Origin of the sequence: Mucilaginibacter sp. CSA2-8R, from assembly GCF_038806765.1 — a bacterium.
GTDB lineage: Bacteria > Bacteroidota > Bacteroidia > Sphingobacteriales > Sphingobacteriaceae > Mucilaginibacter.
Map to the genome: position 1 here is coordinate 19,304 of NZ_CP152389.1, position 26,922 is coordinate 46,225.

Annotated in this window: 19 protein-coding genes and 1 tRNA gene; 15 read left to right on the top strand and 5 right to left on the bottom strand. The window is 40.5% G+C overall.

The window, feature by feature from the left end; genetic code table 11:
- Positions 1–190 precede the first annotated feature (190 nt).
- A complete protein-coding gene (locus AAGR14_RS00100; RefSeq protein ID WP_342646555.1) occupies positions 191–682 on the bottom strand; it encodes a hypothetical protein in 492 nt (163 codons plus the stop codon).
- A 987-nt stretch (positions 683–1,669) separates the two neighbouring features.
- On the opposite strand from AAGR14_RS00100, the gene AAGR14_RS00105 reads away from it, so the two are divergent.
- Positions 1,670–1,743 (top strand) — tRNA-Pro (locus tag AAGR14_RS00105).
- 360 nt (positions 1,744–2,103) lie between these two features.
- On the opposite strand, the gene AAGR14_RS00110 is transcribed toward AAGR14_RS00105, so the two are convergent.
- Positions 2,104–3,975 (bottom strand): 7TM diverse intracellular signaling domain-containing protein, encoded by a 1,872-nt coding sequence (locus AAGR14_RS00110; protein WP_342646556.1) that lies wholly within the window; start codon positions 3,973–3,975, stop codon positions 2,104–2,106.
- Between the two features lie 790 nt (positions 3,976–4,765).
- Here AAGR14_RS00110 and AAGR14_RS00115 point away from each other — a divergent pair.
- From AAGR14_RS00115 to AAGR14_RS00155, 9 genes are all read left to right on the top strand, one after another.
- Entirely contained in the window at positions 4,766–7,885 is a 3,120-nt protein-coding gene (locus AAGR14_RS00115; RefSeq protein ID WP_342646557.1) for a SusC/RagA family TonB-linked outer membrane protein, read from the top strand.
- A gap of 29 nt (positions 7,886–7,914) precedes the next feature.
- The gene (locus tag AAGR14_RS00120) at positions 7,915–9,783 is read left to right on the top strand and encodes a RagB/SusD family nutrient uptake outer membrane protein (protein ID WP_342646558.1); all 1,869 of its coding nucleotides are present in this window, start codon (positions 7,915–7,917) and stop codon (positions 9,781–9,783) included.
- 94 nt (positions 9,784–9,877) lie between these two features.
- Positions 9,878–11,323 carry a glycoside hydrolase family 30 protein gene (locus AAGR14_RS00125; RefSeq protein ID WP_342646559.1) on the top strand — a complete coding sequence of 482 codons (1,446 nt, stop codon included), beginning with the start codon at positions 9,878–9,880 and terminating at the stop codon, positions 11,321–11,323.
- A gap of 6 nt (positions 11,324–11,329) precedes the next feature.
- Positions 11,330–12,733 (top strand): glycoside hydrolase family 30 beta sandwich domain-containing protein, encoded by a 1,404-nt coding sequence (locus tag AAGR14_RS00130; RefSeq protein ID WP_342646560.1) that lies wholly within the window; start codon positions 11,330–11,332, stop codon positions 12,731–12,733.
- Between the two features lie 64 nt (positions 12,734–12,797).
- Positions 12,798–13,898, top strand: coding sequence for an alginate lyase family protein (locus tag AAGR14_RS00135; RefSeq protein ID WP_342646561.1), 1,101 nt, complete (start codon positions 12,798–12,800; stop codon positions 13,896–13,898).
- A 161-nt stretch (positions 13,899–14,059) separates the two neighbouring features.
- Positions 14,060–15,253 carry a glycoside hydrolase family 88 protein gene (locus AAGR14_RS00140; RefSeq protein WP_342646562.1) on the top strand — a complete coding sequence of 398 codons (1,194 nt, stop codon included), beginning with the start codon at positions 14,060–14,062 and terminating at the stop codon, positions 15,251–15,253.
- 26 nt (positions 15,254–15,279) lie between these two features.
- A complete protein-coding gene (locus AAGR14_RS00145) occupies positions 15,280–18,003 on the top strand; it encodes a glycoside hydrolase family 2 TIM barrel-domain containing protein (RefSeq protein WP_342646563.1) in 2,724 nt (907 codons plus the stop codon).
- A 163-nt stretch (positions 18,004–18,166) separates the two neighbouring features.
- Positions 18,167–19,102: a helix-turn-helix domain-containing GNAT family N-acetyltransferase gene (locus AAGR14_RS00150; protein ID WP_342646564.1), complete on the top strand. Its 936-nt coding sequence runs from the start codon at positions 18,167–18,169 to the stop codon at positions 19,100–19,102.
- 10 nt (positions 19,103–19,112) lie between these two features.
- Positions 19,113–20,030, top strand: a complete 918-nt coding sequence (locus AAGR14_RS00155) for a 2-dehydropantoate 2-reductase (protein WP_342646565.1) — start codon at positions 19,113–19,115, stop codon at positions 20,028–20,030.
- Between the two features lie 98 nt (positions 20,031–20,128).
- Here AAGR14_RS00155 and AAGR14_RS00160 read toward each other — a convergent pair whose 3' ends face one another.
- From AAGR14_RS00160 to AAGR14_RS00170, 3 genes are all read right to left on the bottom strand, one after another.
- Complete coding sequence (locus AAGR14_RS00160; protein ID WP_342646566.1) at positions 20,129–20,998, bottom strand: SDR family oxidoreductase; 870 nt, start codon at positions 20,996–20,998, stop codon at positions 20,129–20,131.
- Positions 20,999–21,103: 105 nt separating this feature from the next.
- Positions 21,104–22,054, bottom strand: a complete 951-nt coding sequence (locus AAGR14_RS00165) for a polysaccharide deacetylase family protein (RefSeq protein ID WP_342646567.1) — start codon at positions 22,052–22,054, stop codon at positions 21,104–21,106.
- Positions 22,055–22,157: 103 nt separating this feature from the next.
- A complete protein-coding gene (locus AAGR14_RS00170) occupies positions 22,158–22,904 on the bottom strand; it encodes an SDR family NAD(P)-dependent oxidoreductase (RefSeq protein WP_342646568.1) in 747 nt (248 codons plus the stop codon).
- 108 nt (positions 22,905–23,012) lie between these two features.
- On the opposite strand from AAGR14_RS00170, the gene AAGR14_RS00175 reads away from it, so the two are divergent.
- The 5 genes from AAGR14_RS00175 to AAGR14_RS00195 all read left to right on the top strand — a co-directional run bounded on the left by AAGR14_RS00175 (position 23,013) and on the right by AAGR14_RS00195 (position 26,875).
- A complete protein-coding gene (locus AAGR14_RS00175) occupies positions 23,013–23,420 on the top strand; it encodes a helix-turn-helix domain-containing protein (protein WP_342646569.1) in 408 nt (135 codons plus the stop codon).
- Positions 23,421–23,681: 261 nt separating this feature from the next.
- Positions 23,682–24,605, top strand: coding sequence for a heme-binding domain-containing protein (locus AAGR14_RS00180; protein WP_342646570.1), 924 nt, complete (start codon positions 23,682–23,684; stop codon positions 24,603–24,605).
- A 2-nt stretch (positions 24,606–24,607) separates the two neighbouring features.
- Positions 24,608–25,087 (top strand): hypothetical protein, encoded by a 480-nt coding sequence (locus AAGR14_RS00185; RefSeq protein ID WP_342646571.1) that lies wholly within the window; start codon positions 24,608–24,610, stop codon positions 25,085–25,087.
- Positions 25,084–26,127: a histidine kinase gene (locus tag AAGR14_RS00190; protein ID WP_342646572.1), complete on the top strand. Its 1,044-nt coding sequence runs from the start codon at positions 25,084–25,086 to the stop codon at positions 26,125–26,127. Before AAGR14_RS00185 ends, AAGR14_RS00190 begins: the two co-directional genes overlap by 4 nt.
- Positions 26,108–26,875 (top strand): LytTR family DNA-binding domain-containing protein, encoded by a 768-nt coding sequence (locus AAGR14_RS00195; protein WP_342646573.1) that lies wholly within the window; start codon positions 26,108–26,110, stop codon positions 26,873–26,875. Before AAGR14_RS00190 ends, AAGR14_RS00195 begins: the two co-directional genes overlap by 20 nt.
- Positions 26,876–26,922 lie beyond the last annotated feature (47 nt).

The following is a 26,922-nucleotide window of genomic DNA, read 5'->3' on the forward strand; positions in this document are numbered from 1 at the left end:
TTATAATCTATACCGCAGTAAAAGTTTAAGGATTTAAGAAATCTTGACTAAGTTCTTATTTATAAGGGTAAAAATTAATGAGCAGATACCGTGTCAAAGGGGAGGTAAATAAAAAAAGCGCCAGTGCTTTAATTTGCCGGCGCTTTTTTACCTGTTGCCAGGTATTTATAAGTTGTATTATAACAAGCTTTTAATTTTCGCTATTAGTTGCGTAGATATCGTTAAAACGCAACTCATTTAAACCTAAAACAATCTCATTCGGGAATCTCCAGGCAGTGGTTTGTACACCTGCAAAACCGTCAACTACTGATAGGCCAGCCATGAACTGCTCGTCGGTTCCTTTAAACATTAAAGGGTAGTTTGAGTTTTTAGCATGTTTTACACGGCTAATTTTGATTTGATCTAACGCTTGCTTACGGTACTGCTGGATATCGCGCTGTACCAGTGTAACAAATGATTTGTAATCAACCGAACGTTTGTTAACCGCGTTATAGTCATGAAATAACTTTTCAGCAATATTCAGATCTCTTCTGTTCATATCCTTGCTGCCTGTGAAGCCTTTAGCTTGCACATAATCAACAAATCCATTCCAGTAAGCGCGATCGTCTCTTGAAGAATTAAATTGTGCAAAAGCAGATGAAATTAACAAAGTGCATAAGAGAGTAAAAATTACCTTTCTCATATTGGTTGTACTTGGTTTATATTTTTTTATTCCGTTTAAAAATTTTTTCAAGAGGCTCAATCTAAATATTCGCAACCATTTGGTTTACTGAACTGGTTACTTTACAGATTGAATATTTTTGTGGTCAGTTTTAATGGCGAAAATCCGTTAATTTCTGATTAATAAACAGTCGTCAATGCTTATGCCAACTGACACGAAGTTTATTAATGCAGAGTGTTTTGAAATTAACTTTATAAGTCATTAAAAATTAACTGATATGTTATTGGCATGAAAAAAAATAAAAATTACTGTAACAAATGCTGAACACATATCGTATACAGGGCCGAACATACCATTTTTATATTTTTTTCGTCAAAAGCACGATAAATTAGCATACGGAAAACGCAATAATAAAAACTTGGAGTAAAAAAAATTAATCTAAAAATATCTTAATAACGAGGCTGGCTCTCGTATGGAAATTTCATTTTAATACTTTTATGTATTAAAATGAATACATCTTGTAGGACACTGTGAACTATTATTTGTTCATTTTTAGTGTCCATCATTTATTGTGCCATACTTTAAAGTATTAAATGTAATATATCTATTACATTTAATGAGTTTATATAACAATGTTTTACTGCTGTCAGCTTTTGCTTGATAAAACATTGCTCTCACTCTTCAAAACAGTTAAAACATCTTTAACTTAGTTTATATGTTCACATTTCTGAACATTAGTTATCTCTTAATTTCTTGTGTTTTAAGGCCAAAAAAGTAAAAGAAATAAATCTGACAATAACGTTACAACTATAGGTTCAAATATTTTTGTGAAGGTTAATTATTTAACTATTTCAATAGAAGTCTGTATAGCCAAGGTGATTGACAACATTGTAGTTTAATCAAATGCTGTATTGGTGAAACCACTACTTTAATTCCTATTTTTAATTTTTCTCAAAACAATTATATTTGCTGCCCAAGTAATTAAAAAGCTTAGCTGTTTAATTACCTCGGGATGTAGCGTAGCCCGGTATCGCGCCAGCATGGGGTGCTGGAGGTCGTAGGTTCAAATCCTGCCATCCCGACTAAAATGTATAAATTAAGAGCATATTAAGAGGTTGTTTAACCAATTGAATATGCTCTTTTTGCTTTTAGGAGCACGGTTTATATCTGTCAGCACGAGTTGGATAACGCTTTAAAAAATAAGCAGCGATTACATATAACTGCCTATAAATTAAATAACGAATATGCTTCTTCTTTAAGTGCAGCTGATAAAAGAGTAAAAAGTAGTTGATTATACATAAACACTGATCAATTCATAATATTCAGATGCTGAACTTTTGGAATCGGTAGAAAAGAAGATATTTTAGATAAGGCGCCTATAATAATAAAGGTCACCCTCAAAGTTTTAAAGGACAGCTAAAAAAAAACTTATTCTCATTCAGTTATATCTTTACCGTCAAAGGTTCAGTGTTTAGGATAAGCTTGCTCCATCCTTGTTGTAAGCTTTTCTTATTTCTTTTCTGACTTTCTAGTACTTCTTTAATGCGCAACGAATATTGCCAGCAAGTACTTTGTCTGATATTAAGCTTTTCAGACAGCTGATACGATGAAATTTTGCCTTTAGTAGTATATATTAGATATACAATGTAAAACGCCTTATTGATAGGTATACGGTTATTCTGGAAAATTGTGTTATATAAAACCGATTCTTCATAATTACACTTACTGCATCGGCGGCTGTATGGTGCACGGCCGTTTTTGTAAAGGTGGTGCCCGCATTTAATGCATGCGAAATCACCAACCCATTTGATGCCGGCAAGAAATTTATTACAGGTTTCCTGATCGGGGTATTTAGCGCTAAATTCTTCAAAAGTTAATTCGGTAGATAGTGCGCGGGCATCGGTTACCTTTTCTATATTAGTTTTTAACTGAATGTTATCGTTCTCCAGTAAAACATTCATTCGGGTAATTTCTGAAGCTTGATCTTGTAGTTGCTGGTTAATGGTAACAAGCTCTATATTCTGCATTTCTATAATATGAGATTGCTTTAGTATCTCGTTCGACTTTTCATTTACCTCCCTTGTCCGTTCTGCTACTTTTATTTCCAGTTCTTTATTGATAGAATCCTTTAAATCATGAATTACCTCCATTTGTTTAATAGTAGCATCTTGCGCTTCTTCTTTCTGCCGGCGCAATAACCTAACCTGGTCACCAATAGAGAAAGAAAGAAACAGCATCTCTAATACAAAGCCCATCCCTAAGCTATAATTGCCAATTGCGCCTGGAAGCATACGCGTATAGCCCAGTGCGGCCAAAGCCTTGATAATAAATCCTAAGCATAAAAAAGCGTACCCAACTACAAAAAACCGGGCTGGCTTAAAGCCTTTAATCCAAATAGAGATCCCTGTTATAAAAGCTATAGCAAGAGGGATAAATTCAATGAACTTGTAATAGAACAGGCTTTTGTTAAATAATAAACAGTAAACAAAGTAAAAGCTTCGCAACACGATCACTATGTTGATGATTTTATTTAACCTTGGAGCATTTTCACGAACGTCTAATAATTCTTTCGTAAAGGCTAAGGCAAAAAAGCTCAGACTAAAAAGTGCAAATCCATATGCGTATTGATTCCAACCGGGAGCATTAGGCCAGATGTATTGAAATGCAATACCATCCGTGCTCATTTCAAAAAGGCCAACGCTTAGTATATACAGCACATAGTATATATACCGTCGCTTTTTGACAGCCAGAAACATAAGCAAATTATGTAAACTGAATATGAGTATAATCCCATAAAAAAGGCCGTAGGTTAAATACTCCGTTAAGGCATAGTGTATAAAGAAACTTACGGTACGGTATACCATAATAATATTAACCTTGTCTTTAGGCTTTACCCGGAAATAACAAGTGTACGAGCCTTCGGGAAGGTGTTGAAGTTGAAATTCAAAATTTTTATGGTCGTACAGCCGGTTAGTAAAGTCAAGGTCAGCACCTGATCTGCTTTGAATGTAAGTGCCTTTTGCAGTAGGCATAAAAGCCACAATATCATTAGTGGTTTGATCAAAAAATTCTATCACTGCCGGGACGCCCGTTCTGCTATCCTGTACTTGTAACTTTACTTTATACCAATAAGGTATACCAGGTCTACTTTCAGGATAATAATCATCGTTTTTTGTAAAGCGGTGCTCTTTATCTGCACGTTGTATATCATCGATCGTGAAGCGATTGGCAGAGTCTTTCAGAAATTCAACTTCAGTACCTGTAAAAATATGTTGATTGGTGTGCTCATCTATCTGCACAGCTTTCTGTGCCATACTTGTTTTGCATAGCATAAATACCACTAAAAACACATTCAAGCATGTTTTTCTAAACATAAATGATTTCTTAACGATGGATGTAGGACTGGCCTGATTAAAATTGGTTTTTCTGGATTTAAAACTTGATTGGTTCGAGCTAATTAAGCAACGGCAAGTAATAAAAGTATAAAGATATTTCTTTTATGCTTTTAATTATCATCAAGAATCCTAAAAAGAAAAAATAGCAATAAAACGTTATTAGACGTCATTTTAACACTTAATTGCCTGATGGCGGCCTAAATAGTTCCATTGTCGTCAAGATAAATTCGCCTAATTATTTTCAGCTCATTTTGCCTGTATAAGTAAGTTATTCTTTGAAATTCTTAGTCAGGATTTAAGCGTATTGAAACTATTTAATCAACAGATTATAAATGCCGCAGCGCGTTATAAATCAGCACTAATTTTATAAGTACAACTTTTCATAAACCGTGTTAAATTTGTTTTAAATCATTTATTATCAGGCATTTGCGAAAAAAATTTTTGTTTTATTTGTTTGCTTTTAGATAATTTTGACCAGAATTCAGTTACCAAAAGCTTTCCAGGCCATAGTGCTTGAGGCTTAACCAATTTAATAACCAAGCTAAGTTTATGAACTATTTAACAGTGTATGGCTGATTAGCCGGTGATGAACCATTTTGAGCAGTGCATCCAACTGCTTCTTTAAATCATTTATTTTCTAACCAATAATTTTATGAGAAAACTTTTTACTCTTCTTATTTTATTTCTTTCCTACCAATGTTCAATTGTAATGGCTCAAGTATCGGCTATTAACGGACAGGTGAAGGATAAAACCGGACAGCCATTGATAGGAGTTACCGTTAAAGCCGACGGTACAACCAATAATACTCAAACCGACGCTAATGGTAATTTCAAGATAGTTCCAGCTGTTAATGGCACGCTTACTTTTACTTATGTAGGCTTTGCACCACAAACCATTCCTATTGGCTCGCAGAAAACTATTATGGTTACCTTAACCGAAAGCACTAACAATTTAAATGATGTGGTAGTGATTGGTTACGGTACACGTGCAGTTAAAGATGTTACCGGAGCTATATCTACCATAAAGGCCGAACGGCTGGACAATGAAAATCCGGCAAGCGTTACCGACATTATCCGGGGAAATGTACCAGGTATTACGGTAGGTCTGAACACATCAGCCAAGGGTGGTAACACCGGCGATTTGCAGATACGGGGCCGGTCATCACTAAGTGGTAACGTACAGCCCTTAATTGTGCTGGACGGTGTAATCTACTTTGGCCAGTTAGCCGATATTAATCCAAATGATATTGAGCGGGTTGACGTGTTACGCGATCCAAGTGCATTGGCGGTATACGGTGCACAGTCTGCCGGGGGAGTGGTCGCTGTTACTACTAAAAAAGGCCGGGGTAACAATGTGCAAATTACCTTGAACGCCAATACAGGTATTGCACAGTTATTACAAAATCAGAAATATTATCAGGGCGAGGATTTTTTGAACTGGCGTGCAGATGTAGCCAGGGCCACCAACGTAAACAATCCTTACTACTACTACAGCGACCCGCGTGCTTTGCCGGCAGGTGTTACGGTAGATCAGTTTTTGAACGGTGCTACCGGCGATCCGGTTACGGTTTGGCTGCAGCGCGTAGGTTTGTTTGCCAACGAGATTGCCAACTACCAGGCCGGTAACGTGATTGATTGGTCAAAGCTGGTTTTCCGTAACGGCATCCGGCAAGATTATACCGTAAGTATGTCAGGCCGCTCAGAAAAGATCAGCTACTATATGTCGGGCAACTATACGAAAAATGAGAACCTGATTAAAGGGGGCGACTACCGTAATGCCCGTTTCCGGGTCAATTTGGAAGGTAAAGCAGCCAGCTTTTTAACGGTTGGTATAAACTCACAGTTTGCCAGCCGCGATGAAAGTGATGCCAGCACTTTAGGTAACCTTGGCGGCGATAGTCATGAGGCAGACTGGACACAGATACGGAATTCCTCGCCTTATGGCGATTTTTACAAAGCCGATGGTTCATTACGTCGTATTTCTACTGATGACAATGGTTTGAACCAGCGAAACCCGTTTTTAGGCCAGGCATATAACCAGAACGTAGCTATACAAAATGTGTTATTTTCTACTTTATTTGCCAGGGTAGATTTGCCATTCGGGTTTAAATATACCATGAACTTTTCTCCTCAAATCGAGGCCTACCGTAACTTTTTCTTCCGTCCGGTTGCCAATCCAAATGAGTTAGCTAAAGGTACGGCTGCACGTACGCAAGAGAACCGGTACCGTTACAACCTGGATAATATACTTACCTGGAACAAAACGTTCGGCGTTCATAATTTTGATGCTACTTTTTTGTTGAATAAAGAGAAATATCAAAGCTGGTATACCCGAACTGACAACAGTCAATTTAGTCCGAGCGATGTATTAGGCTATCATAGTATTGGTGCAGGTACCTTGCCCGTAGTAAGCAGTGATGATCGGGTTTACAACGCTGATGCACTGATGGGGCGGATTAATTACTCATTGATGAGCCGTTACCTGGTAACCGCAACAGTGCGCAGAGATGGTTTTTCTCCTTTTGGTTTACAATCGCCGCGGCAAACCTATGTGTCCGGAGCTTTAGGCTGGATATTTACGGATGAAAAATTCATGAAGTCTGACGCTTTCAAATGGTTAGATTACGGTAAAATACGGGTAAGCTTTGGTTCTAACGGTAACCGACTGGCTACCGGCACCGCCGATCCAAGTTTGGCTTTGGCCTTACTCACTACTACCCGTTATCCTACAGTTGATGCTTCCGGTACAGTTACCAACTATAATGCGGTGTACACCAGTTCGCTTCAAAACCCTGGTCTTACCTGGGAGCGCACCACTGGTTTAAACTTTGGTTTCGACTTTGCCATATTAAAAAACCGCTTGAGCGGCTCTGTAGAATTATATCCGAACCGCAAAACTACCGATATGATCACGGCACAAGAGCTTTCTTACATACAGGGGCTAAACACCGGAAACGGTATTATTGCAGCAGGTGGTGATAACCGGTCAAACAATTATCTAACCAATATTGGTGAAGTTAGCAACAAAGGTTTTGAGGTATCGCTGGAAGGTAAAATAATCAAAAGCAAAAATTTCAACTGGAATGCCGGCGGCACCTTCTTTTTAAATCGTAACAAGATTGTACACCTGTTTGGTGAGTATCCGGTAACAGATGCTAATGGCACCACAACTTATAGAGAAAATAACGTCATTGGCAATGGCTGGTTCATTGGCCGGGATATCAACACCGTTTGGGATTATAAAATACTGGGTGTATGGCAAACCGGCGAAGCTACCGAAGCTGCCAAATATGGTGCCCGTCCGGGAGATTTTAAATTACAGGACGTGAACGGCGATTTCAGGTTCACCAATGATGATAAGCAGTTTTTAGGATCTCAAAGTCCTAAGTTTAACTGGTCGTTGCGTAACGAATTTAACTTTTTTAAACACTTTGACGCCTCTTTTTTGCTGATTTCAAGTATTGGCCAATTGCGCCAGTTTAACGAGGCTTTAAACAGCCCAGGTAGCGTAGGGTTTTTCCGTATGAACTCTTACGTGCTACCATACTGGACACCAGATAACCCAATCAACGATTATGCCCGTCTAAATTCAGGCTCATCTGGTACAACCATTAACGTTTGGCGCAAATCATCATTTGTGCGCCTGCAAACTGTTTCGTTAGGCTACACCTTCGATTCAAAACTGATTAAACGCTACGGCATGCAAAGCGCTAAAATTTATGTAAACGCCGCTAATGCCGCTGTATTTTCTAACTGGGCACTTTGGGACCCACAAAACAACGGACCTACTCCAAGATATCTTTCAGCCGGTGTGAACTTAGTTTTTTAACCAGATTAAGAGATTGTATTATGAAAATAATGAATAAAAATATAATAGCAGGTATAGCGGTAACCGCAGTTTTTGTGGCGGCAGGCTGTACCAAACGCAGCGAATTAATACCCGAAGCTCCGTCTAAATTTACGCCGGATGTAACTTTAACTACACCTGATGCTTTCAGAAACGCACTGGAAGCTTTAAACCCGAGTGTTCGTTTCGAATTTTTTGGCGATTCGGCGCCGTTACTTACCGAGTCGCTTTTTACAGATGCAGCGGTTGACGGCACCACCGATAAAACTACACCTGCACAAGATTTAAATATACGCATTACGCCTACAGCTAACCTTGATGGGGATGATTACAATAAAATAGGACGTTACTGGTACGGCTGGTATGCCGGTATTAAAGATGCGAACGTGATTATTTCGCGTATTGATAATGCTACATGGGCATCTGCGGCCGACCGGAACAAAGTACTAGCCACAGCTTACTTTCATCGTGCTTATCGTTACTACCGTTTAGTACATGAGTTTGGTGATGTGCCTTTGGTGTTAAAAGAAGAAGCGTCGGTAAATACTTCTTACTATAGTACACAACGCTTAGTCATCCTTCGTAAAATGAAGACTGACTTGGAGTTTGCCGTGGCTAATTTAACTGATGGAAATGCCAAAGGCGATATTTCAAAAGGCGGCGCAGCGCATCTGTTGGCTAAGGTAGATTTAGCCTTAGGTTTATTTGATGATGCCATTGCGGCTTGTAACGTAGCCATAAACGGTCCATACAAACTCATGACAACACGTTTTGGCATTAATGGCGGTGACGCATCTAAAAACGTTATCTGGGATTTGCATCGTCCGGAAAATAAGTCAATTGCGGCTAATACCGAAGCTTTGTATGTTGTTTTAGACCGTGAAAACCTGGATGGTGCCACTCCTTTTGGGTCTCAGGTGATGCGTAATTGCTGCCCGATGTGGCACAATGGAACCATTCTCACTCCTGGTGCTCGCAAACCAGGCATGTCTGATGCTGTTACTGCCGAATTTCCGTTAACGCTTATGTACGGACGTGGCATCGGACGTATGCGCCCTACGCCTTACGCCGCAAAATACATCTGGACGGATAACACCGATTTAAGACATGCGCCGGGTAACTGGATCAACATGACCGATTTGGTTTATAATAATCCAGCATTAAAAAACACCAATGGCGATCCGGCCTGGTATGGTAAAAAGCTGGTTGAGTATACACCTGCAAATGTAAACCAAGTGTTTTTGAACGGTGCGCGTGACACCATCAGGGCTTGGTTTAGCTGGCCTCACTATAAAGTGTTTATTGGTTCGTCGCAATACGCAACCGACAAATATTGGAGCCCGCCGCGTGGTACTAACACCGATTGGTATGTGTTCCGTTTAGCCGAAACGTACTTGTTACGTGCTGAGGCTTACGTTTGGAAAGGGCAAACGGCACAAGCTATGGCCGACATTAATATGGTTAGAACCCGTGCACAAGCACAACCTCTTACAGACGCCGGCAAAGTAAATATTGGTACTATATTAGACGAGCGCCAACGCGAGTTGTACTGGGAAGAGCCCCGCAAAACAGAACTTACCCGCATGGCTTATATTTTTGCACAAACGGGTATACCTGCCTACAACGGCAAAAGTTATAACGTAGCTAATTTTTCGACCAGCAATTTCTTTTATGATCGCATTATGGAGAAAAATGATTTCTACAAAAATCCGAATGTAATTACCAATTCGGGTAACCATTATACCATTTCGCCATATCACGTGTTGTGGCCTATTCCGCAGCATGATATTGACCTGAATACTAATGGACGTATTAACCAAAACAAAGGTTATGCAGGCTCTGAGTTGAACGTTCCGGCACTCGACAAAATTCCGGGTTAATAATTTATAATAACTATAAACCGCAAGCAAACAAAGGTAAATAACGGCTTTTGTTTGCTTGCGTTTGTTTTGCGCTCAAAGTTCAATATCATTTATGCTCAAGTATCTTATAATAGCAACGGCCTTATGTACAGTGACGGCTGTTGTTGGGCAAACCAAGCCATCTCCCAATTTTGGTAATCATGTAACGGTTTACACCACGGCTAAAAATACTGATTACAAACTCGCGCTTACCGAAAAGCTGAATTTGATTTCGGCTGCACAGCCGTTAGAAACCCAGGTGGCCGTTTTTGTTGACCCTACTAAAACATTTCAAACCATGGTTGGCATTGGTGGCGCGCTTACCGATGCTGCTGCCGAAACGTATGCTAAATTATCTGACAATAATAAAAAAGCGTTTTTAACTGCTTATTTTAATAAAGAAACAGGAATAGGTTACACTTTTGCCCGCACTAATATTCAGAGCTGTGATTTTTCGAGCAGCAGTTACAGCTATGTTCCTAATGTTGATCCTGATCTTAAAACCTTTGATATTAGTCATGATAAGCAGTACCGGATACCTTTTATAAAAGCAGCACAGCGCGAAGCCGGTGGTAAATTGAATTTATTTGTTAGCCCCTGGAGCCCACCGGCCTGGATGAAAGACAATAACGATATGCTGCATGGAGGCAAATTAAAAGTCGAATTTCGCCAAAACTGGGCTAATTTCTTTGTTAAGTTCATCAAAGCATATGAAAAAGAAGGCATACCTATCTGGGGTTTAACGGTACAAAACGAACCTATGGCGAAGCAGAAATGGGAGTCGTGCTTATTTACCGCCAGCGAAGAGCAAGATTTTGTAAAAAAATACTTAGGCCCAACTTTACACAAAGATGGTTTAGGGAGTAAGAAGCTGATTATATGGGATCATAACCGGGATTTGTTGTACGAGCGTGCTGCGGCAGTATTAAATGACCCGGAAGCTGCTAAGTATGTTTGGGGTGTTGGTTTTCACTGGTATGAAACCTGGACAGGTGGAGGTATGCAGTTTGAAAGTACCCGGCATGTACATGAAGCTTTTCCGGATAAGAATTTAATCTTTACCGAAGGCTGTATTGAAAAATTTGATTTCAATCGCTTGGATGATTGGTCTTTAGGTGAGAGGTATGGAAATAGCATGATCAATGACTTTAATGCGGGTACCATTGCCTGGACCGATTGGAATGTATTGCTTGATGAAAAGGGAGGCCCAAATCACGTAGGTAATTTTTGTTTCGCACCTATACATGCTGATACCAGAGACGGTAGTTTGCATTACACCAGTGAATATTATTACATCGGCCATTTTTCAAAGTATATAAAGCCAGGTGCCAAACGCATCATCAGTTCAGCCAGTCGCGATAAGCTGATAACTACTGCGTATTTGAACCCTGATGGTAAAATTGCTGTGGTGGTGATGAACGGCGGTGATACAAAAATACCTTACAGCTTGTACATGAATGGCAGAGCAGCCAGTACAACCAGCTTGCCACACTCTATTGCTACATTATTAATTGATTAAGCCCGTATGAAATTTGCTAAACAACTTTTAGTAATATGCTCGCTGGTGCTAACTAATGCCACCTTATTCGGGCAAAAAAATAGAAATGCTGATGTATGGTTAACTAATGCCGACCAATCGGCATTATTTGAAAAACAGCAGACATCATTGAGTTTCGGTGAAGCTGATAATAACGATTCGACTATTTATATTGATGACACAAAGACATTTCAGCCTATTGATGGATTTGGGTTTTCGTTAACCGGTGGCAGTGCCCAACTCATGATGAAAATGACACCAGTCCGTCGGGCTGCCCTAATCAAAGAGTTATTTGCCATTAATGACAAAAACATAGGTATCAGTTATTTGAGAGTGAGTATTGGCGCATCAGATTTAAATGAGTTTGTTTTTTCTTACGATGATTTGCCAGTTGGAGAAACCGATTTTGCCTTAACTAAATTCAGCCTGGCACAAGACAAAAAAGACATAATCCCGGTATTGAAAGAAATATTGGCTGTAAACCCCAAAATAAAAATACTGGGTTCACCATGGTCGGCCCCGGTATGGATGAAAGATAATAATGACGCTCGTGGTGGCAGCTTAAAACCGGACTGTTTCGATGTGTACGCACGTTATCTAGTGAAGTATATAAAGGCGATGAAAGCTGAAGGGATTAACATTGATGCCATTACAGTTCAAAACGAACCATTGCACCCGGGTAATAACCCAAGCATGCTCATGTTAGCGCCCGATCAGGCCAGGTTTGTAAAAGCAAACTTAGGTCCGGCATTTAAAGCAGCCAATCTAAAAACCAAGATTGTGATTTATGATCATAATTGCGATAAGCCGGAGTATCCTATCTCAATACTCAATGACCCGGAGGCAAAAAAGTATATTAACGGATCAGCTTTTCATTTATATGCCGGCAAAATTGAGGCACTATCTGAGGTACATGAAGCGCATCCTGACAAAGCAGTATACTTTACAGAGCAATGGCTGGGTGCACCCGGAAATTTTAAAAGAGATTTGGCACAGCACATTACTAAACTTACCATCGGCGCTACACGCAATTGGAGCCGCAATGTATTAGAATGGAACCTGGCAGCCGACCCTGCCAGTAACCCACATACAGATAGGGGTGGATGTACGAGCTGTATGGGAGGAATAACAATTGATCATGATAAAGTGATACGTAACCCGGCTTATTACGTTGTGGCACATGCTTCCAAGTTTGTGCGGCCCGGCTCGGTACGTATACAGTCTAATATACTGGCAAACTTATCTAACGTAGCATTTAAAACAGCTGATAACCAAATTGTACTTATTGTAATTAATAATGATGCAGCCACCCAAAAATTTAGCGTCAGTTATAAAGGGCGCATGATTAAAGCTATGCTAAACAGCGGTTCGGTTGCTACTTACGTATGGTAAGTAAGATAAACTATAAATAAATTAAGTAAGGCATACTGCATCTATTTCGATAACCCCCCGGTAAATGAAGAAGTTATTTATAATGCTTAGCCTGTTAATGACAGTAGCAGGAGCAAGAGCCCAATACGTAAGTTTAACAGCAACTGAAGTTAAAGCCCTAAAAAAGGCTTTAGAAACTGATACTAAGGTAAAGCAAACGTATGCTCCGCTTAAAAAATTAGCCGAAAAGTCGCTGCAAGAGAATCCTAACCCCATTAAAAAAGTAACGTCGCAGGGATTACTGGAGGGTAACCCGGCTAAAACAGCCAGCTTAAACGCCGTTCTTGACGGACCCAAAATTTATGCAATGGCACTTTACTATCGCCTGTTTAATGATAAAGCTTATTTGAATAAAGCGCAACAGTATTTAAGCGAGTGGGCTAAAATTAATGAGGCTACCGGCGATCCGATTGATGAAACCAAGATGGAAGACTTTTTTACCGGTTATGATTTAATCAGAGACGAGCTTTCGAGTGAACAGCGTAAAGATATTGATGCCTGGATGGAAAGTATCGCCTTAGCTCAGCTTAGCAGCCCGTCGGCCAATCCGGACAGATCAACTTCAAAAAACAACTGGAATTCTCACCGCATTAAAGTGATTACGCAGGTTGTTTACACTATACACGCCGATAAATACCGGGATACTATTAACAAACTTATAGAGAAGCAATTAAACCAAAACCTGTATGCAGACGGATCTGGCTATGACTTTGCCGAGCGGGATGCGCTGCATTATCACATTTATACGCTCGAACCTTTACTAAAAGCTTTTATAGTAATAAACCGGGCTAAAGGTGTAAATTATTATACGGTGCAAGCAACCAACACTGCTTCAGTAAAAAAGTCAGTAGGTTTTTTGTTGCCGTTTATGACCGGCGAGAAAACCCATGGTGAGTTTACCAACAGCCGTGTGAAATTTGACCGCGATCGTGCCGCCAATGGCGAAAAAGGTTATGTGACCGGCCATCTGTTCGATCCTAAAAGTGGTATTGTAGTTTTATCGTTGGCCGCTTACTTTGATCCTTCTTTACTAAAAATTATTCAGCAAGTAGGAGGGGCAGATTATGACGACTGGCAACTGGTATTAAATCAGGTAAGGAAACCAATAAGAGCACGAAACCGGTAGATAAATATATAAATTTTGCTTTGCAGCAAGTTGCCGGACCTGCTGGGCTCATTCATTAAAATAAGCAGCTATGAGCATCTAATACCTATTTAACTTATTTCTTGGAGATCTGCGGCTCAGGCACTAATAAAAACAATCGCCCATTTGGCTTAAAACTATTTATGAATAAACTTATATCCCTATCCCTTTGTCTGCTAAGCAATGTAGTTTACGGGCAAAGCGATTACCGGAAAGCATTCCCCTTTGCTGAGAAGCAGACGGAATTTATGCTGAAAGAAATAACACATGGTACCAGTACTAAACCTAATCCGGTATCTCCGCGTACGCTTGATGATAAAGGTAATTTAGTGCTCATCCCTTCAAAAGATTGGGTTAGCGGTTTTTTCCCGGGGGAGTTGTGGTATCTGTATGAGTACACTCATAACAACAAATGGCGTGCTGCTGCTGAGCAATACACTGCTAAAATAGAGCCCGAACAATTTGATAAAGGCACACACGATGTTGGCTTTAAAATTTATTGTAGTGTAGGCAACGGGTACCGCTTAACTCAAAAGCAGCATTATAAAGATGTAATCATACAAGCGGCTAAAACATTATCTACCCGTTTTAATCCAACGGTTGGCACTATAAAATCGTGGGATAATCGCAAAGAATGGAAATATCCGGTTATCATCGATAATATGATGAATCTGGAACTGTTGTTTGTGGCCACCAAATTGTCGGGCGACTCCACGTTTTATAAGGTAGCGGTTAATCATGCCAATACAACCCTGAAAAATCATTTCAGGCCTGATTACAGTTCTTACCATGTGATAGATTATGACCCTGAAACCGGGGCTGTGTTACACAAGCAAACTCACCAGGGCTTTGCCGATTCGTCGGCTTGGGCCAGGGGGCAGGGATGGGGGCTTTACGGCTATACCATGTGCTATCGCGAAACTAAAAACCCGGTTTATTTAAAGCAAGCTGAGGCCATTGCGGCGTTTATCTATAACCATCCTAATTTACCTAAAGATAAAGTGCCTTATTGGGATTTTGATGCGCCAGACAGACCTAATGCTCCGCGTGACGCATCGGCAGCCGCTCTGATAGCATCAGCCTTATACGAATTAAGTACGTATAGTAAAAATGGGAAGCAGTATAAAAAAATAGCTGACCAAATTGTACATAGCCTCACTAAAAATTATCAAGCTATGCCGGGCGGAAGTAAAGGATTTATATTACTGCACAGTACCGGACACAAACCCGCTAACAGCGAAATTGATGTGCCAATTAGTTACGCCGATTATTATTACCTCGAAGCACTAACCCGGCAAAACAGGTTAGCTAACAGAAAACCGGTAGTTGACTTATAACCGTCTTACCTTAATCTATCCTACTTATGTTGACAGTGATACTTAACAAGAAGATTATTAGCCAGCTCATTTGCATTTTTGTTTTTGGCTTATGTCCGCAATTGTTATTTTCTTTAAATAGAAAGGCGACGCCGGGCAGACAGTGTATTGCCCTAAATCAGGATTGGTATTTTAGTAAGGATTCTTCTGCAGATGCATCGCTTTCAACAATTAGCCATTTAGCATGGCACAAAGTATCGTTGCCTCATACCTGGAACGATAAAGACGTAACAGATGACCAGCCTGGATATTACCGTGGCGTTGGTTGGTATAGAAAAAGTTTCGCTGCTGATCAGTTTCCGCGTAATGAAAAATTGTTTCTCTCTTTTAACGGGATTAACCAGGAAGCGGAGGTTTTTATTAACCGCAAGCTTGCCGGAAAGCACGCCGGTGGTTATACCCGTTTTGTTGTGCCTATTGATCGCTTTTTGAAAGCACCCGGAAAGGGTTTAAACGAAATTTTGGTCAGAGTAACTAATCGTTTTAACGAGGATATAGCCCCGCTAACAGCCGATTTTACTTTCTTTGGTGGTATTTATCGCGAAGTTAACCTGCTGTCTACCGAATCTGTACATTTTACCTTAAAAGACGACGGCTCAGACGGGGTATACATTTCGACCCCTGTAGTTGACAGTGCCTCTGCACATATCAGCGTAAAAAGCTTGTTAGAAAACAATTCAAACGTATCTAAAGTACTTAACGTAAAGCAGGTAGTGCTTGATAAAGCAGGAAAGTTAGTTACCAGTTATACAACTACTTTACGTCTGGCTGCGGGCGAACAAAAAGAATTGCACCAAAACTTAAAAACGCTTACCAATCCTCGATTATGGTCGCCGGCCAACCCCTATCTTTATCAGGTTTTTACCAGTATTACCGATCAGCAAACCGGAGAAACATTAGACCGTATTGTAAATGCTGTTGGTTTACGATGGTTTAAGTTTGACGCTAACACAGGTTTTTATCTAAACGGTAAACCTTTAAAACTTATGGGCGCCAGCCGGCATCAGGATTACAAGGATATGGGTAATGCTGTGCCCGCATATCTGCAAATAAAAGATATGGAGTGGATAAAGCGCATGGGTGGAAACTTTGTACGTATAGCTCATTATCCGCAAGACCCGGTAGTATTAAAAGCTTGTGATGAGCTGGGTATATTAGCTTCTGTTGAAATACCCATTGTAAATGCCATAACAGAATCTGAAGCCTTCAGCCTTAACTGTAAGCATATGCAGGTAGAAATGATCCGGCAGAATTTTAACCATCCGAGTATCATCCTTTGGGGGTACATGAACGAAGTGCTGCTGAGGCCGAAATTTACTTCGGACAAACCCCGGCAGGAAATATATTATCAGCACATCCGTGAGTTGGCGCAAGAACTGGAAAAGCTGACCCGGAAAGAAGATCCGGGCCGGTATACAATGATGGCTTGCCATGGTGATTTTGACCGTTATAACCGTATTGGCTTAACTAAAATTCCACAGGTTTTAGGTTGGAATTTATATCAGGGCTGGTATAGCGGAAGCACGGCAGATTTTGGAAAGTTTTTGGATAAGCATCATCTGGATTTACCTGACCAACCGGTGCTTATTACTGAATACGGTGCTGATGCCGACCCCAGAATACGTTCACAGTCACCGGTTAGGTTTGATAAGAGTGTTGAATATGCGATAAAATTTCACCAGGTTTATCTTAATGAAATTCTTAAACGGCCATTTGTTAGCGGTGCCGCCGCCTGGAATCTGGCTGATTTTAACTCTGAAACCCGTGAAGAAACCATGCCCCACATAAACAACAAGGGGCTGTTAACTATTGACCGTAAACCTAAAGATACTTATCATCTTTACCAGGCCTATTTAAGTAAAAAGCCTTTTATAAAAATTGCTTCTGCAAACTGGTATTACCGTGGCGGTATAAATGATTCTTTGTTGGCAACTTGTACACAACCCGTAACGGTGGTTACTAATTTAGATGCAGCCGAGTTGTTTTATAACGGCAAGTCGTTAGGTATTAAAAAGGCTCAAGACCGGGCTATTCAATGGGAGGTGCCCTTCATAAACGGTAAAAATAATTTAAAAGCGGTTGGAATTGCTAAGCAAAAGTTTACTGATACGGTATCGTTGTTATTTAAAAATTATGCCAGCCAGCCCAGCAATCAAACCGGCAAGATTTTTTACAACATTCTGTTAGGTGCAAACAGAATGTTTATTGATGAAAAAGCCAGAATACTTTGGATTCCGGGCAAAGCCTACGTAGCAGGAAGCTGGGGATTTTTGGGTGGTAAACCCTACAGCGGAACCAATAACAGGATTTTGTACGGTAGTGATAAGGATATCAAGCAAACTGATATGGACCCGGTTTATCAAACCCAGCAGGTCGGAATTACGGCCTATAAGTTTGATGTACCTAAAGGCAATTACAAATTAATCCTGCACTTTGCAGAGCTTTTAGGCGGACCATCTAAAGAAGCTTTAGCCTATAATCTGGACAACAACCATAAACCGGAAGAACAAGAGGTAGACCGTGTATTTGATGTTCGGGTAAATGGGCAGATGTACCTGAAAAACTTTAACATTGCCAAACAATATGGGTATGCAACCGCAGTAAAAAAAGTAATCAAACTTAAGGTCGATAACAATCAAGGTATACAAATTGAATTTTTGCCAGTAAAGGGTTTGCCCGTATTAAATGCCTTGCAGTTAGTACAGCAATAGAGTTTTAATCAAACATAGTTATGGAGAGCTGTAAATGAGATTATTACGCTGTTACTGACATTTATAATCTGAATCTCGACTACAGAAAATACCTTACTTAGCAAAGTTGACAAAAGTCAACTTTTATGGTTGACATTTGTCAACTTGTTATTATATTTGTTTTATGAAAAAGGCAATAGAGCAAATTAGAAGTTTTAACCGTTTTTATACCGCCCATCTCGGATTATTAAACGAGCATATCTTAAACGGACCTTATTCACTGGCCGAGGCCCGCATTTTGTTTGAGATAGGATTACATCAGCCAATCTCGTCTCAGGAATTGGGTTCTATGCTGGGGTTGGATAAAGGTTATTTAAGTAAAATTGTGAAAATGTTTAATAACGATGGTATAATAACACGTACACCATCGTTACATGACTCACGTATTCATCTTATCAGCCTAACCATTCAGGGGGCAAACTTGCTCCATGAACTGCAAGGAAGATCTGACCAGCAGATTGAGGCATTTTTAGAAAAATTATCACCAGATGAAACAGGGATGCTGGTAAATTCTATGATAACAGTTGAAAACCTGTTATCGGCAAATTACAGCAACCTGGTGCTTTCACAACAAGTAGCCTACAGGGAAGGATTGAAACCTGGCGATGTTGGCTATTTAATTTATCTGCATGGTGTATTATATGCACGCGAATCTGGCTATTCGCAAGAGTTTGAAGGTTATGTAGTCAAAACCTTTTATGAGTTTTTAGAGCATTACAACACGCAAAAAGACAAAATTTGGCTTGCTACATATAACCAGCAAATTATTGGAAGCATTGCAATTTTATCTAAAGCCAAAAATGAGGCGCAGCTAAGATGGTTTTTGGTACATCCTATATTTAGGAGAACAGGCGTAGGCAAACATTTGCTTACCACAGCACTTACGCACTGCCGCGAACAACAGTTTAATAATGTTTATTTGCTAACAACAGATGTGCAACAAAAGGCCATTGCTATGTATAAAAAAGCTGGCTTTATGCCAACCGAGTCTGTGCAAATGGAGCAGTGGGGTAAAACGCTTCGCGAAGAACGATACGATCTGAAATTACAAAACCAATAATAATTTATTTATGAAATATCTAGTAATTGGTGCTGGCGGAACCGGCGGCCTTATAGCAGGCTATTTGGCAAAAAACCAGATTGACGTAACGCTTATAGCGCGCGGCGAACACCTGCAAGCTATCCAAAACAAGGGGCTTACCATCAAGACCTATGGCGAAAAGCCGGTTTGTGTTACTAACATTAAAGCTGTACCGGATAACTCTATCGAAAATCTAAAGTTTGATGTAGTATTTGTTTGCGTAAAGGCTTATCAATTAAGCAGTATTATGGGTATCCTAAAAAATGCGGCTCATCAGCAAACCATGATTATCCCTATACTCAATTCGCTGGGTGCAGGTAATTACCTCCGCTCGTTATTGCCCAACCTTGATGTTTATGATGGTTGCATTTATATTACAGGGTACATATCCGGACCGGGAGAAGTGAGCCAGAATAATAACATTTTCAAGACTTACTATGGGCAGGATGGTCAGGTAAGTAAAGCGGATAATTTAAGGAAACAAATGGAACAAGATGTTTTACACAGCGGAATTAAAATAAATTACAGTTCACGTGTTACCAACGAGATATTCCGGAAGTTAACTTTTACGTCTGCGTTTGCATCTTGTGCAGCCTATTACAATAAAAAAGCCGCCGACCTGCAATTGGACGGGCCATACCGGCAGCTTTTTATTAGTTTACTTAAAGAGTTAAAGCAAATATCTGATGCTGCCGATTTAGGGTTAACAGAAAATTTTTACAAAGACAATTTGCAGATATTAGACAGCCTCTCGGCCGATTTCACTACATCTTTACAAAAAGATTTGCAGCTAAAAAAGCCCGACGAACGAAGTGAAATAATTTTTGATATTGTTAGGCTTGCAAAAAAGCATGTAGTACATGTTCCGGAATACTTGCGTATTGCTAAACATTTCGGGTATGTGTAATAGATGGGGTGACTTAGATAACGGATAAAATTAATTTGCTGCAAAACGGTGTAGATAGAGTTACCGAAGCTATCTCGTATATCGCACACAGCGTAGCGTTAGACCAAAGATGATTCTATGTACTCCGTAAAAGTTTTTGTTTTTCTGCCTAGCAGCCGCTCTAAATCTCCTGATTGATGTTCAAATTCACCACTTTCAATGGCTGTTACCCAATTGGTTAAAAATTCGGCAACCTTTAGGGGAGTTCCATCTTTTACCATCCCATCAATATATTCCCCGGGTGTGATGGTGGAAAAAGGTACAGGCTTTCGCTCTACTTCTGCCAGAATTTTAGCGATGCCGGCAAACGAAACAGCATCATTGCCCCCTAATGAATAGGTTTTATTTTCGTGTCCCGGCGTGGTAAGTATTGCAGCATGTGCTTCCGCCAGTTCATCTCTTGTTGCAGGTGCCATCTTGCCATCTGCTGCCGGCACCTTAATTCCATTTTCATAAGGTTTAGAACCATAGTAGATAGACAATACATCTGTAAAAGGCGGATGATATACAATGGTATAATCAAGCCCTGAAGATTTAAGTACCTGTTCGGTAAACAAGTCTGATTCCGTAATCTCCGGCATAATACGGCCCGAGCCTTCTTTGCGCATAATAGACATATAAACCACATGCTTAACATCAGCCTGGCGTGCGGCAGTAATTACATTATAATGCTGGGTAAACCGGTCTGAAAAAGCAACTGCACTGGTCAGCATCACCTTATCAACACCTTTAAACGCATTTACTAATGAATCGTAATCAAAATAATCACCGAAGCGAACTTCAACACCTTGGGCAGTCAGATCAGTAAGTTCTTCTTTTTTACGGGATAGCCCAATGATGTCGCTTGCTGGAACTTCTTTTTTTAACAAGTGCTCAACTGTAAGTTTTCCAATCATCCCCGATATCCCGGTTACCAATATTTTTGTCATAGCGGTTACTTTAATTTAAGTGTGGCAGCAAAATATTGCTACTGCTTCAATTTGATAAAGGCCATAAAATGATGTGTATGGCCTTTCTGAAAGTTTCAATCAATTTTACTCACGAATGCTGGTGGGGTCTTGAAGCGTCATTTTGGCTATCTCGTCTTTGCGTTTAAAGGCCACACCTGGGTGCTTCTGCATGTACCTGATGAGTTCGGTTGCTGCTTTAACCATTTGCGGAGTGCCGCTAACACGGTCATGAAACGTTACGGAAAGCTGCCTGCGCCGCGTTGCCGACTCTTCATAAAGCTGGTCGAAATCCATCTTCACCTGTGTAATAAATTGGTCGGGCGAAAAGTTCCATAAGTCAATCATGCCCAAATCATTGTTGCGTATGGTGTATGGAACAACCGCAAAATCCTTTTCATTAACTTTAATGATAAACGGCTCGTCGCGGCTCAAATCGTCTATATGGTAAATGCAGCCCAGTTCCTGTAATATTTTCAGCGTATTTTCACTGCGGCGCAAAAAGTTAGCGTTATAACCAACCGCGGTTTGTCCGGTTACTTTTTTAATAGTGTCTAAACCTTCTTTGATGAATTTCTTCTCGTCATCATAAGTCATGTCGTACTCATCTTTCCAGGTCATACCATGGCCCGATGCCTCATGCCCCCGGTCTACAATCTCTTTGGCCAAGGCGGGGTTTTTCAGTACAGCAGATCCCACTATATGTGATGTTACCTTAATACCTAATTTATCCCAATTGTCCAGCATCCGCGGGATGCCTTCTTTATACCCGTATTCGTACCAGGTAGCTGCAGGTAAATCCTTATATCCTGGCTTCATGTTAGGAGGAAAAGGGCTGGGTGCATTATCGGGCTGCCCTCCGGCTTCAAACAGCATCGTGGCCGAAACCACAAGCCTCGATCCATCTGCCCATTTTGAGTGCGTGGGCGTGTATGCCGTTTTCTCTGCCTTTTCAGCCATGGCCAGCTGATTTATGCTAATGATACCTGCTGCTGATAGCAGGCCGGTTTGTTTGATAAAGTCTCTTCTGTCTGTCATCACAGTACTGAATAGTTAAATGCTATTAATGAAGCAAATGTTAATCGATAGGCTTTTAAGCAATGCCGTTCTTATACACGAACAGCATTGCCGGCGGCATGATTTAATAAAGCCCTTTGTTAAACTGAGCTATGGCTGCTTTTGGGTCAGCAAAGTAATCGGCATATTGCTTTTCAGCCTCACCAACAAATATTTCATACCGGTTATCACTCATGCCGTTATAAATATCTTGTGCGGCTACTTCCGGCGGCAATCCGTTCTGCTCTCCACCCATATCTTTGGTAGCGTCGGTGTTAATAAGCGAAGGCATTACCTCAAACACTTTAACGTTAGTATCTGATGACAAGGTTAAACGCAAAGCTACTGAGTGTGAGTGCAGGGCAGTTTTAGCGTCTGAATAGGTTGGCAAAACAACTAACGGATGAAAAGCCACATTAGAGGTAATGTTTACAATAGCGGCTTCAGGCTGTTTTTTAAGTAGTGGTAACAAGGCTTCTATCAAACGAACCGGGGCAAAGTAGTTAGTTTCAAACTCCTGGCGTGCTTTCTCTGCTGCGTTAGCGCCTTCGCCCAGTTTATAAACAAAGCCCACACCGGCGTTATTAATTAACACGCTCAAATTATTGTAATCCGCTTCCAGTTTGGCAACAAGGTTATCTACTGCACCGGCATCTGTTACGTCTGTAACTATATAATTTACGCCCAGTTCATTAGCAGCTTTAGCCAGTTTCTCTTGGTTACGGCCCAAGATAATTACGTTGTTACCTTTTTCGCTCAACAATTTTGCGGTTGCATAACCAATGCCCGATCCACCTCCGGTTATCAGCACTGTTTTGTTTGTCATTTTCATGGCTTTGTATAATTAAAATTAATTTTTAAATTTGCTTGTTGTTTGCAAGTAAACAAATGTAATATGTTTTACTTGTAAATTGCAAGTATTAATTTTCATTTTAATGTCATGAAAGAAATTCAGCATAGATCAGATTGTCCCGTATCATTCTCATTAGATTATTTGGGTGATAAATGGGTATTACTGATTTTAAGGGATCTGATATTTACCAGCAAATCATCCTACGGTGATTTTTTAACGTCTAAAGAAAAAATAGCCACTAATATTCTGGCACACCGACTTAAACTGCTGGAGGCAAACGGCTTTATTACCTCAGCCGTATCGCCCGAAAAGAAAAATAAGTTTATTTACAGCCTTACTAAAAAAGGGATCGATTTAATTCCCGCCATCGTAGAGCTGATGATTTGGGGTTCTAAATACAACCCGCCGGGCAACGAAGATTTGATAAAAAAACTGGAAGAGGATAAGGAAGGCACCATAAGGCAAATCAGGGAAAAGCTTTTGAAGCGCCTTTAAATAATGCGTTAAACGCTGAATAGTATAGTGTAAAATACACGCCAACATTACTGCTGCTTACAACCTGATTAATTTTTTATAAGATTCAAAGCAGGTACTTTCATTGAATAAGAACCAAGTTCTTAAGCCGGCATGCGCAACACCCATAGCGCTCAACTGTCTTTTGCCGGTTTTACCCTTTCATGTGCCGTGTTCACGGCTTTTTGCTTGGTAAAGCAAAGGTTGCTAAGGTAATTTACACCAGGAAATTTAATTAAAAAGATGAAAAAGTTTCTTTTAAGCTCAGGAGTAGCTGCCGTTCTGGTAATGATTGGTCTGCAGTTTTTCAGGCCCCGTGTAGAGAATCCACCGGTAACCGGAGACTTGCAGGCACCGGCTGATGTTAAGGCTATATTGGTGAGAGCTTGTTATGACTGCCACTCTAACCAAACCAATTTGCGCTGGTATGACCAGGTACAACCCGTGTACTGGCAAGTGGCCGAGCATATCCGTGAAGGCCGAAAGGGGCTCAATTTTTCTAACTGGGATAAATTGTCGCCTGCCGACAGGAAAGGAAAGCTTTGGGAAGCCGTAAACCAGATGGAGCAAGGCGCCATGCCCATCAAAAGTTATACATTGGTACATCAGGGGGCTAAAATATCCGAACAGGATATCTCAGTACTCAAAAATTATTTAACCGGCATGGTGCACGAAGTACCTAACGATACGGCTAAAATAAATGCGCTTAGCAAACAGCATTATGCCACCCCATTGCCACAGCCGTTACCTAAAACTTTAAATGATATTACTTACCTGCCCGATTTTAAAAACTGGCAGATAATCAGCACGTCAGACCGGTTTGATAACGGTACCATGCGGGTTATTTACGGTAATAATATTGCCGTTAAAGCCGTAAAAGAACATCGCATCAACCCATGGCCAAACGGAGCTATACTGGCTAAAGCGGCCTGGGATAAGATACAGGATACACAGGGCAATGTTACTCCGGGTGCTTTTAAACAAGTAGAGTTTATGATTAAAAACACCGAGAAGTACCGCTCTACCGCAGGCTGGGGTTTCGCAAGGTTTAAAACGCCTAGGCTTGCGCCTTATGGCAAGGATGTAATGTTTACTACCGAATGTATAAACTGCCATAAACCCATGGCAGCTAACGATTTAGTTTTCACCTTTCCTATCAAAAATTAGTTATGAAACTACTACCTCATTTTTTTACCGGTATGGTGGCGGTGTTGGCTGGTTGTAAACCTGTTACCAGTCCTGATCGGTTAATTAACGCAAAGGCATCTTTACCGCACACATTTAAACTATCTGAGCTGCACCAAAAGGTAATCACCTCGTTTATTACCAACAGTACGCACACCACAAGTATTTTGTATGGTAATGCAGAAGCCTATGCAGCCGACACTGCCAGCCACCCTGTTCATGCACTGGGCCAGTCATTTACTTTAATTACCTGGCGCCAGCAGGATGATGCGCATTGGTTTGGCGCGCGTATACCCGGCAACCTCATCTCGGCCGAAACGCTGACAATAACAGGTAAGGCTGACGCTATAGAGTATAACTACCAGAGGCTTTTGGGTAAAAATTTAGTTAAGTTAGCCGATACTACCGGCAATGCAGCCCGGGTTAAATATATATTGTCGCAAAAGGCATTTATTACGCCATGATTTTTGAAAGGTATATACAGCGCGAAAACTTAAAAGTATTTGTCATTTCGCAAAATGTGATCTGGCTGTCGGCTGTATTTATGGGTATTTTAGCCTCTATTCCTAAAATACTGCAGCTCAAAGTAAGTTTAGCAGAGATTTTAGTGGACTGCCTTACTGCCTTTTTGTATTCGCTGTATGTATGGTTTTATAATTTATATACACTGCCTAAGTACGCTAATCATGCCATTACCACCCGGTTTTTTGGCGCGCGTTTAATCTGGAGTCTGTTGTTAGGCTTTTTGGTTATGGGTTTGCTGGTAATTGTAAATCAGTTGCTGTTTCAAGACCATTTAATAGGCTCCATGATTTTGATGTACCAGTTTAGGGGCGTGTTAATTAATTTAACCATTTACATGTTTTTGTACCTGCTGTATCAAAGCTACATTAATCAGGTAATGGCTGTTGAGCTCGAACGAACCAAATCAGACCACTTAGAAGCCCGCTACGAACTATTAAAGCAGCAAGTTAATCCTCACTTTCTGTTTAATAGCTTAAATACGCTCAAATCTATGGTAGAAGTGGGCGATGAGCATTCGGCCAATTTTATTGTAAAGTTATCTGAATTTTACCGGTACTCATTAGAGAACCGGCAAAAAGATGTGGTGCCTGTGCATGAAGAGTTGAAAATGCTTAACGCTTATTTTTACCTGATACAAGCAAGGTTTGAAGAAGGCGTGTCTTTACAGGTAAATATATCTGCCGGGCACCAAAAAGCTACGATACCTGTATTTACCTTACAGCTGCTGGCCGAAAATGCCGTAAAGCATAATATCGTATCTGTTGATCAGCCTTTAAACATCCGAGTAACCTCATCTGATAATTGGATTATTGTACAAAATAACTTGCAGCTTAAAAGTATCCCCGAGCCCTCTACAAAAATCGGCTTGGAAAATGTCAATCAGCGGTACCTGCATTTAACCGGCCTGTCTATAGAGGTAAAAGCAGACGATCAGTACTTTACGGTAAAACTTCCTGCCCATGAATATATTAGTAATTGAAGATGAGCTAAAAACGGGCAGGGCACTTATCCGGCTCATCGCCGGCATCAGGCCGGGTAGCCAAATAGAAGGGCCATTGCAGCGCGTATCTTCGGCGGTAGAGTACCTGGCAGCCAATCCTACACCTAATCTGATATTTATGGATATCCAACTTGCAGACGGACTATCGTTCGAAATCTTTGAAAAGGCGAAAGTTGAATCGCCGGTTATTTTTTGTACTGCTTTTGATGAATACGCCCTTGAAGCCTTTAAAGCTAATGGCGTAGATTACATTTTAAAGCCGTTTTCTGAAGAAACGGTTAAGGCAGCTTTTGCAAAGCTGGATAAAATTGGCAGCGCCTTAGGCAACAATATGGTGCCTGCTGCGCTAATTGCCCAGCTGCTGCAGGCCAACCAGCCAAAGGCAGAAAAGCAAAGCTTCCTGGTTTTTAAAAACGGCAAATACATTACGGTGCCTGTACTTAGCATCGCATACGCTTTTGTGCGTAATGAGCAAACTACGCTGGTTACTTTTGATGGCGAAATATTGGGCATCAATCAGTCTTTAGACGAAACAGCTAACCAATTAAACCATAAAAGCTTTTTTAAAGTTAATAGGCAGTATCTGATAGCCTTTAAAGCCATTAAAGAGGTAGAGCATTATTTTGCCCGCAAATTACTGGTAAAACTAACGGTACAAACAGAAGAGAAGTTATTGGTTGGAAAAGATAAGTCAACGGCCTTTCTGCAATGGCTGGAAGAACGTTAAGTTTTATCCTAAGGCAAGTATCCGCGCAATAACAAGTCAGGTGTTAT

Coding starts and splice junctions, on each gene's coding strand:
- AAGR14_RS00150 (WP_342646564.1), top strand. CDS start 18,167: ATGAAAAAGGCAATAGAGCAAATTAGAAGTTTTAACCGTTTTTATACC.
- AAGR14_RS00180 (WP_342646570.1), top strand. CDS start 23,682: ATGAAAAAGTTTCTTTTAAGCTCAGGAGTAGCTGCCGTTCTGGTAATG.
- AAGR14_RS00135 (WP_342646561.1), top strand. CDS start 12,798: ATGAAGAAGTTATTTATAATGCTTAGCCTGTTAATGACAGTAGCAGGA.
- AAGR14_RS00145 (WP_342646563.1), top strand. CDS start 15,280: ATGTTGACAGTGATACTTAACAAGAAGATTATTAGCCAGCTCATTTGC.
- AAGR14_RS00140 (WP_342646562.1), top strand. CDS start 14,060: ATGAATAAACTTATATCCCTATCCCTTTGTCTGCTAAGCAATGTAGTT.
- AAGR14_RS00115 (WP_342646557.1), top strand. CDS start 4,766: ATGGCTCAAGTATCGGCTATTAACGGACAGGTGAAGGATAAAACCGGA.
- AAGR14_RS00120 (WP_342646558.1), top strand. CDS start 7,915: ATGAATAAAAATATAATAGCAGGTATAGCGGTAACCGCAGTTTTTGTG.
- AAGR14_RS00130 (WP_342646560.1), top strand. CDS start 11,330: ATGAAATTTGCTAAACAACTTTTAGTAATATGCTCGCTGGTGCTAACT.
- AAGR14_RS00170 (WP_342646568.1), bottom strand. CDS start 22,904: ATGAAAATGACAAACAAAACAGTGCTGATAACCGGAGGTGGATCGGGC.
- AAGR14_RS00110 (WP_342646556.1), bottom strand. CDS start 3,975: ATGGCACAGAAAGCTGTGCAGATAGATGAGCACACCAATCAACATATT.
- AAGR14_RS00175 (WP_342646569.1), top strand. CDS start 23,013: ATGAAAGAAATTCAGCATAGATCAGATTGTCCCGTATCATTCTCATTA.
- AAGR14_RS00160 (WP_342646566.1), bottom strand. CDS start 20,998: ATGACAAAAATATTGGTAACCGGGATATCGGGGATGATTGGAAAACTT.
- AAGR14_RS00195 (WP_342646573.1), top strand. CDS start 26,108: ATGAATATATTAGTAATTGAAGATGAGCTAAAAACGGGCAGGGCACTT.
- AAGR14_RS00165 (WP_342646567.1), bottom strand. CDS start 22,054: ATGACAGACAGAAGAGACTTTATCAAACAAACCGGCCTGCTATCAGCA.
- AAGR14_RS00190 (WP_342646572.1), top strand. CDS start 25,084: ATGATTTTTGAAAGGTATATACAGCGCGAAAACTTAAAAGTATTTGTC.
- AAGR14_RS00125 (WP_342646559.1), top strand. CDS start 9,878: ATGCTCAAGTATCTTATAATAGCAACGGCCTTATGTACAGTGACGGCT.
- AAGR14_RS00100 (WP_342646555.1), bottom strand. CDS start 682: ATGAGAAAGGTAATTTTTACTCTCTTATGCACTTTGTTAATTTCATCT.
- AAGR14_RS00155 (WP_342646565.1), top strand. CDS start 19,113: ATGAAATATCTAGTAATTGGTGCTGGCGGAACCGGCGGCCTTATAGCA.
- AAGR14_RS00185 (WP_342646571.1), top strand. CDS start 24,608: ATGAAACTACTACCTCATTTTTTTACCGGTATGGTGGCGGTGTTGGCT.